The following is a 14,293-nucleotide window of genomic DNA, read 5'->3' as shown; positions in this document are numbered from 1 at the left end:
GCCTTCCCCGGCCACTCAACCAAACGAACACAAGGGTTACCGACATGAATCTGAATCTCTTCTCCATCATCGCCGCTTCCGCTGTTTCCGCCACTGTTGCCCTGCCAGCCGCGGCCAGCGTGGAAGTCTCCGGCAAAAAATCCAGCACCAGCGCCTACACCCAGAAATACCTGCAACAAAGCGCCAACTTCTACGCCGCACTGGATCACAAAACCCAGCAGTAAGCGCGTTGCGGGCGATGCAGGCGACGCGGGATTCAGGGTTTTGCCATCACCGCGATGAACAACGCTGAGTCCATAAAGCGCTCAAGCCAAGCCTGCAACCGCTTGTACGGAGTACCGGCAAACCACACTCGATCCACATGGGCATACTGACGCACAAACGGCGCCAGTGCAGCATCCGCCAGGGTCAGGTGGTTGGCCATCAGGTAATCCCGATCTGCCAATAACGCTTCCAGCTTTTGCAGGAACACTTCACCCCCGGCCCGATAATGCTCCATCGGCTGCTCCGGGTAGCGCTCGGCGTACTTGTATCGATTCAAGTGATACTTGAAGCCTTGGTCGTTCTCGGCAATCAACGCGAATATGGCCGGGTCGCCTTGCAGCAACCAGTTATCCGGGTCGTTCTGCGCCAAGGCCCACTGCATGATTTCCAGGCTTTCTTCAATCACCTGCCCGTCAACGTTCAGCACTGGCACCGTGCCCTTGGGCGACAGCGCCAGCATTTCTGCGGGCTTGGCCTTGAGGCTCACCTCGACGATGCGCACCGGTACGCCCGAGTAGCGCAGGGCCAGCCGCGCCCGCATCGCATAGGGGCAGCGCCGGAACGAATACAGCAGCGCCTCGCTCACTTGACCTCCAACGTGCTCAAGCCATTGCCCTGACGCTTGACCTGGATTTGCACCGGAATGCGTTCGTGCATCTCCTGTACGTGGGAGATCACCGCCACTTTACGGCCCTGGGCCTGCAAGCCATCCAGCGCGTCCATCGCCAATTGCAGGGATTCCGGGTCGAGGCTGCCGAACCCCTCATCGATAAACAGCGATTCGATTTTCAATGTGCTGGAGGCCATCGACGCCAGGCCCAGCGCCAGCGCCAGGGACACCAGGAAGGTTTCGCCGCCGGACAATGAATGCACCGAGCGCAGCTCGTCGCCCATTTCCGTGTCCATCACCAACAGGCCGAGCATGCTGCCGCCGCGTTTGAGGCGATAACGCCGTACCAGTTGGCGCAATTGCACGTTGGCGTGGTGCACCAGCAGGTCGAGGTTGTAGGCCTGGGCGATCTTGCGGAAAGTATCGCCGGTGGCCGAGCCGATAAGCGCGTTCAGGCGTGCCCAGCGTTGCCACTCGTCATAGGCCTTGGCGATCTGCTCGGCAAAGGCCTGGTTGGCGTCCTGGCGGCGCTGGTCTTCGGATTGGCGCGCGCGCAATTCGGCGCAGTGTTTCTCGCTCTCGGCCAGTTGTTGATTGAGCGTAGCCAAGGTGCTGTCCAGCTCCTCGGCTGCGAGGTTGCCATTGTGCAGGGCCTGGTGATCGGCGAGGCGCTGTTCGCGCTCTTGCAACAACACCTTGGCCTGTTCGACGGCTTTTTCGCTGTGCTGCAACTGTTGACGCAATTGGCTGACCTGAGCGTCATCGTAGGCCAGCAAGCGGGTGAGGCCAGCGTCGTCCAGTTCCGGATGCAAGGCGCGCCATTCGCTGATACGCGTGACGAGGGCCTGTTGTTCGGCCAGCAACGCCTGTTCACGCTCCTGCTGGGCCTTGAGGTCGGCGGCCAGTTGAATCAGGGCGTTGTGGATTTCTTGCAGGTGTTTGTTGGCGTCGGTTTCGCTTTGGCGTGACTGGGTCACGGCCTGATCCAACTGTTGCTGCCAGTGTTCGGCACTGGTGTGTTCACCGAGCAGCGTGCTGAGTTTTTCCTGTGCCGTCTGTTGCTGGACAGTCAGTTCGGTGACCTGCTGAATCAGCGCATCAAGCTGATGCTGACGATGTTGCTGGTGGGTCTGTGCCTTCTCGATCGCCTGTTGGCGTTCTTGTTGCTCGGCCAGCTCATCGCGTTGGTGACCCAGCTGTTCCAGGCGCTGACTGACTTGCTGGTCCAGCTGCATGAAGGTAGCAGCCGGCTCGGCGCGCAGACCATCCAGGATTTCTGCGGGCAACAGGCTGGCGAAGGCGCTCAGTTCCTGGTCGAGGCGTTCACGGTCGCTGGTCAGCTCGCGTTGCTGATCGACCAGCAATTGACGGGCCTGCTGGCTGGCTTCCTGGGCCGCGTGCAACTGCTGCTGCAAGCGCCCGGCGTTTTGTTGCAGGTTGAGCAGGGCGCTTTGGCGTTGTTCGTCCTGAGTGATGCTTTGGCTCAGTTGGCCCAATTGCTGCTCAAGCCAGGTGCTGCGTTTGGCGGCTTCCTGGTTGAGCAACGACGCGGCCAGCGGGTGCGCATCCAGGCTTGGCTGGAGTGCTTGTTGTTGCGTCGCCAGGTGTTCCTGCTGTTGCAGGTACTCCTTCTGTTGGGCGATCAAACCGCCCACTTCGCCGCGCAACTCGGTGAGTTTTTCCTTGAGGCTGTCCACGGCTCTCTGCGCGGTGGCTTCTTCGTTTTCGTCATGACGACCGAGGCTTTGCAGCAACGCTTCGGGCTGGTGGTACGGGTGTTCGTGGCTGCCGCACACCGGGCAGGGTTGGTCGTCCTGCAACTGCTCGCGCAACTCCTCGACGCTGGCGCTGCGGGCCAGGCGCTGGCGTTCCAGCAGTTGTTTGGTCACGTTCAGTGTCTGTTCGGCAACGGTCAGCTCGGCCTTGGTTTGCAGGCCGATCTGGTTCAGTTGTTCGCGTTGCTGTTGGGCATCGGTGAGCTTTTGCGTCAGGCTGGCGGCGTGTTGGTCCAGCTGTTGCTGGTTGTCCCACAGGCGCGTCAGGTCTTCGAAGGCGCGTTGCTGTTTGCGATTGTCTTGCAGCAGGCTGGCCAGCAATTGGATCTGCTCGGCCACGGCATGAGGTTCGGCACCGGCTTCCTGATACAGCAGGTCCAGGGCTTCGCGTTGCTGAGTGAACTGTTCGGCGGCGCTGGTCGCGCGCTGTTCCAATTGCGGCAGTTCGGCCTGGCCCTTATTCAGGCGATTGCCGATCAGCATCAGCTGTTGCAGACGGTCGCGGTAGGCGCTCCAGGCATCGCTCAGTGGCGCGAGGACGGCGCTGTGCTCAAGCTCGGTCGCCAGGCGTTGCAGGCGTTCAGCGACATGGCTCTGTTTTTCCAGCAGCCCGGTGAGTTGGGCCTGGCCTTCGGTGCAGGCGCTTTCGTGCTGCTGTTTTTCCTCGGTGCGCTTGGCCAGCTCTTTGGTCAAGTGGGCGAGGGTGCTTTGCTCTTCAAACGCCTGTCGCAGCAATGGCACTGCATCAGTTTGGTTTTTCAGGGCTTCAGCCAACGCAGTTTGTGCGCTGGCTTGTTGCTGCTGGGCCTGCTCCTGGCGGGTGTGCAGTTGGGCTTGTTGTTGGATATGCGACTGAATCTGCGCGGCCAACGGAGCAAGCACGTTGCTGACTTCTGCCTGACGCGCAAACTGATGACGTTGTGGCGCCAATTGGTCCAGGCGGCCCAGGTCTTCACGTTGCTGGCGCTGATTATCCCATTCGGCCTGTGCACGCTGCAGTTGTTCGGTGGCGGCGAGTTGGCGTTCCTGCCATTCGCGCAGCTCCTTGAGCCAGGTGTGCTGAAGTTCAAGTTGCTTGAGTTGGGCTTGCTGGGTCTTGAGTTGCTGTTGTGCAGCATCGAACTGCTGATCCAGCTCCACACGTGCCTCGGGCGCCAACGGCACCACACCGGTCGCCTGGTCCTGCAACTGCTTGTGCGCATCCCGGGCCTCTTTGGCCTTGTCGAATGCGCGCCGGCCGAGTTGGGTATACAGGGCCGTGTCGGTGAGCTTTTCCAGCAGTTCGCTGCGCTCGTTGTCGTTGGCCTTGAGGAAGGCGCTGAACTCACTTTGCGCGAGCAATACGGCGCGGGTGAACTGTTCGAAGTTCAGGCCCAGGGCCAGTTCCAGCTGGGTTTTGTATTCGGTTTTCTGGCTGGCCAGCAGTTGGTCGCTGTCCAGGTCGATCAGGCTCTGGCGGCTGTTCTGCAACTTGCCGCTGGCCTTGTCGCGTGCGCGATTGGCTTCCCAGCGCGCGCGATAGCGACGGCCACTCACGCCGACGAAATCCACTTCGGCGTAACCGCCACCGGTGCCACGCCGCAGCAGGGTGCGCGGGTCGCCGATGGAAATGTCGCTGTCGGCATCCGGCATCTTCGCCTGGCCGGTGTCGCCCAGGCGCGGCACGGCGCCAAACAACGCCAGGCACAAGGCATCGAGCAGGGTACTTTTACCGGCGCCGGTCGGCCCGGTAATCGCGAACAATCCGGCACTGGCCAGGGGCTCGGCGGTAAAGTCGATTTCAAACGGGCCAGCCAATGAAGCCAGGTTTTTCAAGCGGATAGCGAGGATCTTCATGGCTGTTCATCCTCCTGTTGCACTTCCTGGAGCAGCACGGCGAAGTCCTTCAAAGTCTGTTCATCCACTTCACTGCCATAACTGTCCTGCCAGGCGCGGCTGAACAGTTCCTGGGGCGTGAGCTGGTCGAGTTCGATCAGGCGGTCGTCGCCTTCATCTTCACGGCTGCCTTTACCTGCGTATTCAGCGGCGATGCGCACCAGGCGCACGGCCTTGCCTTGCAGGGCGCTTTCGATCTGCTGGCGCAGGTCGGGTTGCGGCTCGTCGAGGCGTACGCGTACTTCCAGCCAAGGGTGGCGCTGGGTTTCGGCCAGCAGGTCGACGTCGGGCAACTCGGCCAGGGCCTTGAGGATATCGGCCAGCGGCGCGGCGTCCAGGCGCTGCAGGTCGACCGAGCGCGGAATCAGCAGCGGCTCGACACTCACCAGGCATTGGCCCTGGAAAGTCACGTCGAGGATCTGGTGCTTGTAGCCGATTTCGGAAAACGACAGCGGAATCGGCGAGCCGCTGTAGCGAATGCGTTCCTCGCCATTGACCTTCTGCGGTTTGTGCAAATGGCCGAGGGCGACGTAAGCGACACTTCGATCAAACAGACTGGCCGGCAACGCCTCGGCATTGCCGATGATCAGGCTGCGCTCGGAGTCTTCCGACACCGAACCACCGGCCATGTGCGCATGGCTGATAGCAATCAGCGCCTGGCCTTTTTTGCGCTTGGCGTTAGCGGCGGCGATCAACCATTCATGCACCTGGCCGATACCGCGCAGGTAGTCGTCACCCAAGTGCGCACCGGTCACTTCTGCCGGGCGCAGGAACGGCAACGCGAGGCACCAGGCGGCGATCTTGCCTTTGGCGTCCGGCAGGGGGATCAGCAGGCGTTCGGCGTCGAGTTGGCCGTCATCCAGCCACAACACGCGGCCGAGCGCATGAGTGCGCAGGCGGCGCATCAACGGCGCGGGCAGTTCGATACGCGAGCCGGAGTCATGGTTGCCGGCGATCATCACAATCGTCAGCTTGGGGTTCTGTTCGTGGGCGCTGATGATGAAGTCATACAGACGCTCCTGGGCCTTGAGCGGTGGGTTGACCGTGTCGAAGATATCCCCGGCGATGAGCAGTACATCCGGCAGATGGGCTTTCAGTTGACCCAGCAGCCACTCGAGAAAACAGGCGTGTTCGAAGTCGCGTTCCTGGCCGTGGAGGTTTTGGCCCAGGTGCCAGTCGGAGGTGTGAAACAGACGCAAGGCGAACTCCGTTGAAGAGATGAAAAGGAGGGGAGTTTACCTGTGTGGGAGCTGGCTTGCCTGCGATGGTGGTGTGTCATTCGAAAAATCTGCTGGATGACCCACCGCTATTGCAGGCAAGCCAGCTCCCACAGGGGCTATGCGCTATGCAGGCAGTCCAGCGCTCGGTCGGCGAGTGTTTTGGCGCTGTTGATCAAGTGCTGATCACTGCTCATCCCTTGGATGGTGCCCGCTGCGGTCGCGGTCGTGGCTGCGCAGCGACGGAGCGACACTTTGCCAGTGGAGTAAGCAGGCGCAAGGGCGGTTGATGTTGTACAGTTACTCACTATGATTAACTTTGATTAAGATTGCTGCGTCGTGGCGCATACTTAAAGCCACCAGAGAACTCTACCAATCAGGAGTCGTCCCACATGGCCACCCCCTCTAAAACCAGGTCTGTCACCGCGCACGTGCCCGAGCAACTGGCCCAAAAGGTCGATTTGATGGCAGAGCGTCTGGAACGCTCCAGAAACTGGATCGTCAAGCAGGCGCTGTCTGCCTGGATTGAACAGGAAGAAGAGCGTAGTCGTCTGACCCGCGAGGCCTTGGCCGATGTTGACGCTGGCCGCGTGATTGACCACCAGGCAGTCCAGGCCTGGGCTGATAGCCTCAGCGGCGATGCGCCATTGCCGGTGCCGCGCTGATGGAGTTGAAGTGGACGGCCAAAGCGCTTTCCGACCTCGCCCGACTGTATGAGTTTCTAGCATTGGTCAATCAACCCGCCGCTGCACGAACGGTGCAGCAACTTACCGCTGCGCCCATGACGCTGCTCGCTAACCCTCGTATCGGCGAACGCCTGGAAGAGTTCGAGCCCAGGGATGTGCGCAGGATTCAGATCGGTCATTACGAAATGCGTTACGAGATAGTGGATTCCACTGTCTATCTATTGCGCCTGTGGCATACCCGAGAGGATCGGTAGCTTATCGATCAAACGCTAGATCCCCTGTGGGAGCAGGCAAGCCAGCTCCCACAGGGTTTTGTGGTGTTGGTTGGATCCGCGTTACTTGGGATAGAGCGGCGGCAAGCTGGTGGTATCCGTCGCCGGGTCCACCTCGCGCTCAGCCACCGGAATGGCCTTCACCGCACGCCATAGATCTTCACCCAGCCAGAAATGCCCACTCTCGCTGTACAGCGCGCCGTTCAACCCATCCAGTGCATCCGACAGCGGCACAAACCGCGCCGCCATATCCGCGAGTGTTTCCGGTTGCTGCCGCGCCCAGGCGTCGAGCGCCTGGCGGGTGGCATGCGGGTCGTTGGCCTGGGTGGCGCGTTTGAGGTCGTCGAGCAAGGTGCGTGGGCTCGGGCCGGTTTGCGCGGCGCGTAGCACGGCCGGTTGTCGACGTGCACGCCACCACAGGCCAAAACCCAGCAGGGTCGTGCAGGCAAGGACCAACGTGCTCAGTTGCCACAGCCACAGGCGTTCATCGTCCGGCGCGGTGATGACTGTGGGGGTGGCGGGCGTGTCCACTGCCAGGCTCGGGTTGATCGCAACTTGCACGGTGCGCGCCGGCAGGCTGGTGCGCTCCAAGTGATCTTCATGGGTGTTCCACCACACCACTTCCACGGCGGGCAGTTCCAGGCTGCCGGCGCGGGTGGGCACCAGGGCTTCGCGGTCTTCGCGGCTGCCGATCAGGCCACGGTCGTTGGTCTGGTTGCCGAGTAACGGTTGGTCCGGGTAGCGGCGCAGGCCGTTGATCTCGGTGCTGGGCAGCGCCGGCAGTTGCGCGCTGGACAGGCCCTCGGCCTTGACCGTGAGGCTGCGGGTCAGGGAGTCGCCGACCTGCACATGCTCAGGCTCTGGGTTCCAGTGTTCGCTGAGGGTCAGGCTGCGTGCCGGCAGCCATGGCGTATCGGCGGGGTACAGCGCGGGCTTGGGTTTGACCACCAGCGGCAACTGCGCAGAACTGACGTGGATCAGCTTGCCGGGCTTGGTGCCTTGCAGGGTGTTTTCCTGGGGCGGGCGCGACTCCACCAGCGTCGCGCTGAAGGTCTGCGCCGGGATCGCCAGGGTGCCGCTGTGCTGCGGATAGATCGCGTAGCGGGTTTCGATCACCCCGTGGCGGATGCTGTTGATGACCTTTTCGTAGGTACGCGACTCACCCAGCTGCTCCACGCGCGCATCGGCAATTTGCAAGGGTGTGAGACTGCTGTCGTCATACAGCGACACTGAGTGGTAGACGCGCACGGTCAACAGCGCCTGGGCCTGGACGTAGACGCTGGTCTGGTCGAGGTTGGCCTCGACAAACACCGGCGCGAGCTCGGCGGCGGTGTTCTGGCTGGCGGTTTCTACCACTTGCAGGCTGATCGGCTGGGTCTTGTATTCGCCCACTTGCAGGGGCGGGATGACCACTGTGCCGTTTTCCTTGGGCAACAGGGTGATGATCCAGCGTGTGGTGGCGTGGTTATCGCCGCCCAGGGTGGTGAGTTGGTTGATCTGGCGCGTGCCGCTGACTTCGAACTGCGCATCCAGCGGCGACAGGTCGGGCTTGCCGAACTGCGTGACGTCGCTGGATTCCACCGTCAGTTCCACCGTTTCCCCGGAGTTGACGCGGCTGCGGTCGACGCTGGCGGACAGGGTCGCCGCCTGGGCGTGGCCTGCCGAGAGGGCGAGCAGGAGCAGTAGGGTGGTGCGGCGGCTCATCGAGTCTTGTCCTGATGTTGTTGCTGTTCGTACCAGAATTTGCGGCGCAGCAGTTCGCCGGGGTTGTCCGGGATTTCCTGCAGCCATTGCTCCAGGGCCTGGCGGTGTTCACCGTCGAGACTGGCGTCATTAGGGCGTAGCGGCGGGGTGGTGGTCTGTTCGTCACCCAGTTCGCTGCCCGGCACTTCGTTACCCGTGGTTTGCGGTGTGTTGCCGGGCTGGGTGTCGTCAGTGCCGGCTCCCTGGCCTTGGGACGGCGGCTCGCCCCCCGTAGCGTTTTGCCCACTGGCGCCCGGTTGCGCAGTTTGGCCGGGTTGGGTGGTTTCGTCATCCTCGTTCTTTGCAGGCTCGGTGGGCTCCGGTTCGGCCTGTTCCTGCATCAGGGCTTCCACCAACGCCTTGTTTTTCAGCGCCGGTTGCAGGTCGGGTTGCGCTTCCAGGGCCTGTTCGTAGGCGTCGATGGCGGCTTCCAACTCACCGGACTTGGCCAGGGCGTTACCTCGATTGTAGTGGGAGTAGGCGTCATTGCCTTCGGCAAACAGCTTGATCGCCTCGGCATAGTTGCCGGCCTCGTAAAGCGCCACGCCTTTCCACTGCGGGTCCTGGAAGTGTTCGGCGGCTTCGGCGGGGCGTTTTTTCTTCAGCAGGTATTGGCCTTGCTGGTCGGGGCGCAACCACAAGTCCTGCAAGCCGAATGCGTAGCTGGGCTGCGGCGCGCTCAACAGCAGCAGCGGAAGGCAGAACAACCAGCCACGCCGCCCGGCGCAGGCAGCGAGTAGCAACAAGGGCAGGAGCAGCCAGTAACCCTGGTCGGCCCAGGTGTCGAGGTGCAGCAGTTGGCCGTCGTTGCGCAGGGTTTGTGGCGGGTCGAGCACGCCGAGTTGACGCAGGTCCTTGTCGTCCAGGCGCGCAGCGCGGTAGCGGCCGCCCATTTCACTGGCGAAGGCCTTGAGTGTCGGGCTATCGAGGCGTGGGACGAGGATCGCGCCTTGTTCGTCCTTGAGGAATTCGCCGCTCTCCTGGGTCACAGGGGTGCCTTCACGGCTGCCGATGCCCAGAATCGACAGGGTGGGCGCCTGGGCGCTTTGCAGCAACAGGCGAATGCCCTGGCGTTCCTGTTTGGACAGCGAGGAGCCAATCAGCAGCAGGCGACCCTGGCCGAGGCCACCTTGCTTGAGCAGGCCGAGGGCTTTCTCGACGGCCAGGTCGGCGCGATGGCCCGGCTCAGGCATGATCGACGGGCGCAGGGCTTCCAGCAGGTTGCGGCTGGTAGCCAGGTCATCCGACAGCGGTACCAGGGTGTGTGCGCTGCCGGCATACACGACGATGGCGGTTTGCGCATCGGTACGCGCCTGCAACAAGTCGTACAGCTTGCGGCGTGCCTGCTCCAGGCGGTTGGGCGGGCTGTCGGTGGCAAGCATTTCCGGGGTCAGTTCCAGCAACACCACCAGCGGGTCGGAAGGCTTCTGGCTGGACTGCTCCACACGCTGCCAGCTCGGGCCGAGCAATGCCAGCACGGCCAGCAGCCAGGCAATACCCAGCACTATCCACGGTGATTTGCTTTCACGGCCGTTGCCACCACTGAGCAGCACGGCGTGGAAGGCCGGCGGCAGGATCATCTGCCAGCGCCCAGCGCGTTTTTGCCGGTGCCACAGGTGCCACAGCAGCCAGCCAAGCAACGGCAGCAGCAACAACCACCAAGGACGAAACCAGTGCGGCCACAGGTCGATCATCGACGCCTCCGCAAACGCAGACGCTTGAGGCGCTGACGCCACTCAGGGTGTTGTTGCAGGAATATCCCCTTGCTTGATAGTTTGTTGAACAGCCGTTGCAGCGCGTTGTTCGGCCAGCGTTCTTGAATCACCAGCAACATGCTCAGCACCAAGGCCAGGGCCAGTGGCGCGCTGTACAGCGCCAGGGCCGGGCGTGCTTGGGTGGGTTGCTGTTCGACCGGCTCCAGTTGGTCAAGCGTCTCTTTGATCGCTTGCAGCTCTTCACCATCGCGAGCGCGGAAGTACTGACCGCCGGTGGCTTCGGCGATGGCCTTGAGTGCAGGTTCGTCCAAGTCGAGGCTCGGGTTGACGCCCAGAATACCCAGGGAGCCGGTTTGCTCCGGGTCGGCACCGATGCCGATTGGATAGATTTTTACGCCTTCTTCAGCCGCCAGGCGCGCGGCGGTCAGCGGGTCGATTTGCCCGGCGTTGTTGGCGCCGTCAGTGACCAGGATCAGCACGCGGCTCTGCGCCGGGCGCTGGCGCAGGCGCTTGAGGGCCAAGCCGATGGCGTCGCCAATCGCGGTGTTCTTGCCGGCAATGCCGATGCGCGCTTCGTCCAGCCAGGTGCGCACGGTGCGGCGGTCAAAAGTCAACGGGGCTTGCAGATATGCCTGGCTGCCGAACAGGATCAGGCCGACGCGATCACCTTCGCGCCCCTCAAGGAAATCGCCGAGCAGGTGCTTGACCAGGCTCAAGCGACTCACGTCCTCGTCCTGCCAATTCATATCCGGGAAATCCATGGACCCCGAAACGTCCACTGCCACCAACAGGTCACGGCCACTGGCGGCGATTGGCAGCGGTTCGCCGAGCCATTCCGGGCGCGCGGCAGCGGTGAGCAGTAGCAACCACAGCACCACGAACGGTGCTTGCTGGCGCCAGCCGGGCAGGTTGACGCGGGCGCGGCGACGGGCCAGTCCTTCGAGGTCGCTGAGGTAGCTGACTTTCAACGCGGGCTCGCCACTGTCGGCGGCCGGCAGCACGAGGCGCATCAACCACGGCAAGGGCAACAGGGCAAAGATCCACGGCCAGGCGAACTCAAACATGTTTGCGAATCCAGGTGTCGACGGCTTGGGTCAGGCCGGCGATGGCCTTGTCGTCGAGTTTGCATTCGGGTTTATAGGCACCTTCTACCAATACCATCCAGCGCGTGAGGCCGGCAGCGGGGCAGCGGTTGTCGAGGAATGCCAGCCATTTGCGGCCGTTGAGGGTGTGGCTCTGGCTGTAGGGGTAGTCGTTGCGGCACAAGCGCTTGAGCAGGCCATTGAGCTGTTGCAACCAGGCACCGGCGGGCGCGCCATCGTAAGGCTTGGGCATTAACGCAAGCTCTGCCAGGGCGGCGATGCGCAGCGGGTCCAGCGGTTGTTCGGCACGGGCGATGGGGCGGCGGGTCGGCAGAAAGCGGCGCAGTGACCACAGGCCCCAGCCGAGCAGCGGAATCACCAGCAGCAACAGCCACCAACCCGGCGCGGGCGGCCAGAAGCCGATGGCGGGTGGGGCGATCAGCGGTTGCAGTTGGTCGAGGCTGCTCATTGTTTTTTAACCGGGCGTTGCGGGTTGAGGTATTCGCGCAGTTGCTCGACCATTTCGCTCTGGGTGCTCAGGGGCATCAACAGCACGCGCAGTTTCTGCGCGAGCAGCTCCCAGCGCGCAATGCGCGCTTCGGCCTGGGCCTTGTAGGCCTGGCGCAGGTCGAAATTCAGTGTGTCCAGTTCCAGCTGGGCGCCGCGCTCGGCAAAACGCAGCAGCCCGGCGGCAGGCAGGGCGTGATCGAGTGGATCGGAAATCGGTAGCAGCAACAAATCGCAATGTCTCGACAGCAAGCTCAGCTGTTGCTCGGCGCCTTCGGTCAGCGCACGTTCGTCGCAGATCACAATCACCAGGCTGCCAGGGCGCAACACCTCGCGGCCACGGCGCAGGGCCATGCCGAGGGCGTCGGCTTCGGGGCGGCTCTCGGTGCTCAGGCTCTGGTTGACGCGCACCAGGCGGTTGAGCAGTTGCAGCAGGCTTTGCTTGCTGCGGCGCGGCTTGATTTCATAATGCTCGTTGTCGCCAAACACTAGCCCGCCCACACGGTCGTTATGCCCCAGCGCGGCCCAACCGATCAGGCTGGCGGCCTGGGCGGCCAGCACCGACTTGAACATCTGCCCCGAGCCGAAAAACAGCCGGCAGCTTTGCTCCACCATGATGAAGATCGGACGCTCGCGTTCTTCATGGAACAGCTTGGTGTGCGGCTCCTGAGTGCGTGCGGTGACGCGCCAGTCGATGGTGCGCACATCGTCGCCGGCCTGGTACACGCGCACCTGGTCGAAGTCCACGCCACGCCCGCGCAGCTTGGAGTGGTGCAGGCCGATCAATGGGCTGCGCTGGCTCGGCGTGGAAAACAGCTGCACTTCGCGCACGCGATGGCGCATCTCGATCAATTCGCTGAGCGTGGCGCGGATCCCATCACCGGCGTTCATGGGTTTCAAGCGACGGCAACGACGTCGAGAATGCGCTGCACCACACGGTCCTGGTCAATGCCAGCGGCTTCGGCCTCGAACGACAGGATGATGCGATGGCGCAGCACGTCGAACAGTACCGCCTGGATATCTTCCGGGCTGACGAAGTCGCGACCGGCCAGCCAGGCATGGGCGCGGGCACAGCGGTCAAGGGCGATGGAGCCGCGTGGGCTGGCGCCGTAGGCGATCCACTCGGCCATTTCCGGATCGAACTTGGCCGGGGTGCGCGTGGCCATCACCAGTTGCACCAGGTATTCCTCCACGGCGTCGGCCATGTACAGGCCGAGGATTTCCTTGCGCGCGGCGAAGATCGCCTGCTGGCTGACACGCCGCTCTGGCTTGGTTTCGCCGTTGAGCGCTTCGCCACGGGCTTGTTGCAGGATGCGTCGCTCGACGGCGGCGTCCGGGAAGCCGATTTTCACATGCATCAGGAAACGGTCGAGCTGGGCTTCGGGCAGCGGGTAGGTGCCTTCCTGCTCGATCGGGTTTTGCGTGGCCATCACCAGGAACAGCGGCGACAGGTCGTAAGTGCTGCGCCCGACGCTGACCTGGCGCTCGGCCATGGCCTCCAGCAAGGCTGACTGCACCTTGGCCGGGGCGCGGTTGATTTCGTCCGCCAACACCAGGTTGTGGAAGATCGGCCCTTGCTGGAACACGAAACTGCCGGTTTCCGGGCGATAGATCTCGGTGCCGGTGATGTCGGCGGGCAGCAGGTCGGGGGTGAACTGGATGCGATGGAACTGCGCTTCGATGCCTTCGGCCAACTCTTTGATGGCCTTGGTCTTGGCCAGGCCTGGCGCACCTTCCACCAGCATATGGCCGTCGGCGAGCAAGGCGATCAGCAAGCGATCGATGAGTTTTTCCTGGCCGAGAATCTGCGTAGAAAGAAAGGTTCGCAGCGCAAGCAGCGCTTCACGATGTTCCATCGATGACGGTTCCTGAAGAGATGAGTCGGGGCATCGTGAAAAATGCCAAGGCCTGGGGCGTCTACTTTAATGCATCGAGGGGGGCGGCGACTAACGGAGTAACGGGTATTTTTGGCAATACTTGTAGGATTTTTGTGTGTAACGCACAAACAGAGGCACGCGTACTTTCTGTTGCGAACACCGTTACTGTGGGAGCTGGCTTGCCTGCGATGGCATCGCCCTGGTCTGACTGATAGACCGAGTCGCCCGCATCGCAGGCAAGCCAGCTCCCACATTTTATCGTTGGTGCGGTTTAAATCCGGGTGAAGGTGCCGGTACCGTTGAGAATGTTCTGCAAGGTCTCTTCAACCTCGTCCAGGTCGGAGGCGGCCGTGGCGTGGGTGATCTCCAACTGGTCCTTGCCGCCCAGGGCATCGGCATCACCTGCGGCCAGTTCAACCAGCAGGGTCGTGGCGCCCAGGGTGACTTTCAGCCCGTCGAGGGTCGACGGTTCGTAATCCCAGGTCAGTTCCACTTCGTCCTCATCCGGGTAGCGGGTCAGCATGAACATCTCGCCGTTCTTGCCGTGGCAGCAGAGCATCGCCATGTTGTCTTCTTCGTCATCGCACGGGGTGACCATCAGGGCGTCGGTTTTCAGCTGCAGCATGGGGAATCCTGTCTGGGGTAGGGCGTAATGCGGGCAATTGTGCCA

13 protein-coding genes are annotated in these 14,293 nt (G+C 62.5%); 3 read left to right on the top strand and 10 right to left on the bottom strand.

Annotated features, from left to right (window positions below; genetic code table 11):
* Positions 1-44: 44 nt before the first annotated feature.
* On the top strand, positions 45-224 hold the full coding sequence (locus RB216_RS15615; protein WP_016980181.1) for a hypothetical protein: 180 nt from the start codon (positions 45-47) through the stop codon (positions 222-224).
* 32 nt (positions 225-256) lie between these two features.
* Here the strand turns inward: RB216_RS15615 and RB216_RS15610 are convergent, their stop codons facing one another.
* Genes RB216_RS15610 through RB216_RS15600 form a run of 3 tightly spaced genes read right to left on the bottom strand, consistent with a single transcriptional unit; the run spans position 257 to position 5,723 of the window.
* The gene (locus RB216_RS15610) at positions 257-850 is read right to left on the bottom strand and encodes a glutathione S-transferase (RefSeq protein WP_068935895.1); all 594 of its coding nucleotides are present in this window, start codon (positions 848-850) and stop codon (positions 257-259) included.
* Positions 847-4,485: an AAA family ATPase gene (locus RB216_RS15605; protein WP_308907516.1), complete on the bottom strand. Its 3,639-nt coding sequence runs from the start codon at positions 4,483-4,485 to the stop codon at positions 847-849. The genes RB216_RS15610 and RB216_RS15605 overlap by 4 nt, the downstream gene beginning before the upstream one ends.
* Positions 4,482-5,723: an exonuclease SbcCD subunit D C-terminal domain-containing protein gene (locus tag RB216_RS15600; RefSeq protein WP_028616478.1), complete on the bottom strand. Its 1,242-nt coding sequence runs from the start codon at positions 5,721-5,723 to the stop codon at positions 4,482-4,484. Before RB216_RS15600 ends, RB216_RS15605 begins: the two co-directional genes overlap by 4 nt.
* A 410-nt stretch (positions 5,724-6,133) precedes the next feature.
* Here RB216_RS15600 and RB216_RS15595 point away from each other — a divergent pair, with 410 nt between their 5' ends.
* Both RB216_RS15595 and RB216_RS15590 read left to right on the top strand, forming a co-directional pair.
* Complete coding sequence (locus tag RB216_RS15595) at positions 6,134-6,406, top strand: CopG family ribbon-helix-helix protein (RefSeq protein ID WP_028616477.1); 273 nt, start codon at positions 6,134-6,136, stop codon at positions 6,404-6,406.
* Positions 6,406-6,681 (top strand): type II toxin-antitoxin system RelE/ParE family toxin, encoded by a 276-nt coding sequence (locus RB216_RS15590; protein WP_028616476.1) that lies wholly within the window; start codon positions 6,406-6,408, stop codon positions 6,679-6,681. Before RB216_RS15595 ends, RB216_RS15590 begins: the two co-directional genes overlap by 1 nt.
* An 81-nt stretch (positions 6,682-6,762) precedes the next feature.
* Here the strand turns inward: RB216_RS15590 and RB216_RS15585 are convergent, their stop codons facing one another.
* From RB216_RS15585 to RB216_RS15555, 7 genes are all read right to left on the bottom strand, one after another.
* Complete coding sequence (locus RB216_RS15585; protein WP_308907515.1) at positions 6,763-8,403, bottom strand: BatD family protein; 1,641 nt, start codon at positions 8,401-8,403, stop codon at positions 6,763-6,765.
* Complete coding sequence (locus tag RB216_RS15580) at positions 8,400-10,136, bottom strand: tetratricopeptide repeat protein (protein ID WP_028616474.1); 1,737 nt, start codon at positions 10,134-10,136, stop codon at positions 8,400-8,402. The genes RB216_RS15585 and RB216_RS15580 overlap by 4 nt, the downstream gene beginning before the upstream one ends.
* Positions 10,133-11,221, bottom strand: a complete 1,089-nt coding sequence (locus tag RB216_RS15575; protein ID WP_122814562.1) for a vWA domain-containing protein — start codon at positions 11,219-11,221, stop codon at positions 10,133-10,135. Before RB216_RS15575 ends, RB216_RS15580 begins: the two co-directional genes overlap by 4 nt.
* Positions 11,214-11,708, bottom strand: a complete 495-nt coding sequence (locus RB216_RS15570) for a DUF4381 domain-containing protein (RefSeq protein WP_028616472.1) — start codon at positions 11,706-11,708, stop codon at positions 11,214-11,216. Before RB216_RS15570 ends, RB216_RS15575 begins: the two co-directional genes overlap by 8 nt.
* Positions 11,705-12,637, bottom strand: coding sequence for a DUF58 domain-containing protein (locus RB216_RS15565; RefSeq protein WP_068935907.1), 933 nt, complete (start codon positions 12,635-12,637; stop codon positions 11,705-11,707). Before RB216_RS15565 ends, RB216_RS15570 begins: the two co-directional genes overlap by 4 nt.
* 5 nt (positions 12,638-12,642) lie before the next feature.
* Positions 12,643-13,602 (bottom strand): AAA family ATPase, encoded by a 960-nt coding sequence (locus tag RB216_RS15560; protein ID WP_003174327.1) that lies wholly within the window; start codon positions 13,600-13,602, stop codon positions 12,643-12,645.
* 292 nt (positions 13,603-13,894) lie between these two features.
* Positions 13,895-14,248, bottom strand: coding sequence for a hypothetical protein (locus RB216_RS15555; RefSeq protein WP_028616470.1), 354 nt, complete (start codon positions 14,246-14,248; stop codon positions 13,895-13,897).
* Positions 14,249-14,293 lie beyond the last annotated feature (45 nt).

Source organism: Pseudomonas canadensis (assembly GCF_030980095.1).
GTDB lineage: Bacteria > Pseudomonadota > Gammaproteobacteria > Pseudomonadales > Pseudomonadaceae > Aquipseudomonas > Aquipseudomonas canadensis.
The sequence above is the reverse complement of the archived record's forward strand: the minus strand, read 5'-3'. Positions and strand labels throughout refer to the sequence as shown.

Excerpts from the sequence above, each read along its gene's own strand:
- RB216_RS15615 (WP_016980181.1), top strand. The coding sequence starts at position 45 with ATGAATCTGAATCTCTTCTCCATCATCGCCGCTTCCGCTGTTTCCGCC.
- RB216_RS15605 (WP_308907516.1), bottom strand. The coding sequence starts at position 4,485 with ATGAAGATCCTCGCTATCCGCTTGAAAAACCTGGCTTCATTGGCTGGC.
- RB216_RS15595 (WP_028616477.1), top strand. The coding sequence starts at position 6,134 with ATGGCCACCCCCTCTAAAACCAGGTCTGTCACCGCGCACGTGCCCGAG.
- RB216_RS15590 (WP_028616476.1), top strand. The coding sequence starts at position 6,406 with ATGGAGTTGAAGTGGACGGCCAAAGCGCTTTCCGACCTCGCCCGACTG.
- RB216_RS15585 (WP_308907515.1), bottom strand. The coding sequence starts at position 8,403 with ATGAGCCGCCGCACCACCCTACTGCTCCTGCTCGCCCTCTCGGCAGGC.
- RB216_RS15580 (WP_028616474.1), bottom strand. The coding sequence starts at position 10,136 with ATGATCGACCTGTGGCCGCACTGGTTTCGTCCTTGGTGGTTGTTGCTG.
- RB216_RS15575 (WP_122814562.1), bottom strand. The coding sequence starts at position 11,221 with ATGTTTGAGTTCGCCTGGCCGTGGATCTTTGCCCTGTTGCCCTTGCCG.
- RB216_RS15570 (WP_028616472.1), bottom strand. The coding sequence starts at position 11,708 with ATGAGCAGCCTCGACCAACTGCAACCGCTGATCGCCCCACCCGCCATC.
- RB216_RS15565 (WP_068935907.1), bottom strand. The coding sequence starts at position 12,637 with ATGAACGCCGGTGATGGGATCCGCGCCACGCTCAGCGAATTGATCGAG.
- RB216_RS15560 (WP_003174327.1), bottom strand. The coding sequence starts at position 13,602 with ATGGAACATCGTGAAGCGCTGCTTGCGCTGCGAACCTTTCTTTCTACG.
- RB216_RS15555 (WP_028616470.1), bottom strand. The coding sequence starts at position 14,248 with ATGCTGCAGCTGAAAACCGACGCCCTGATGGTCACCCCGTGCGATGAC.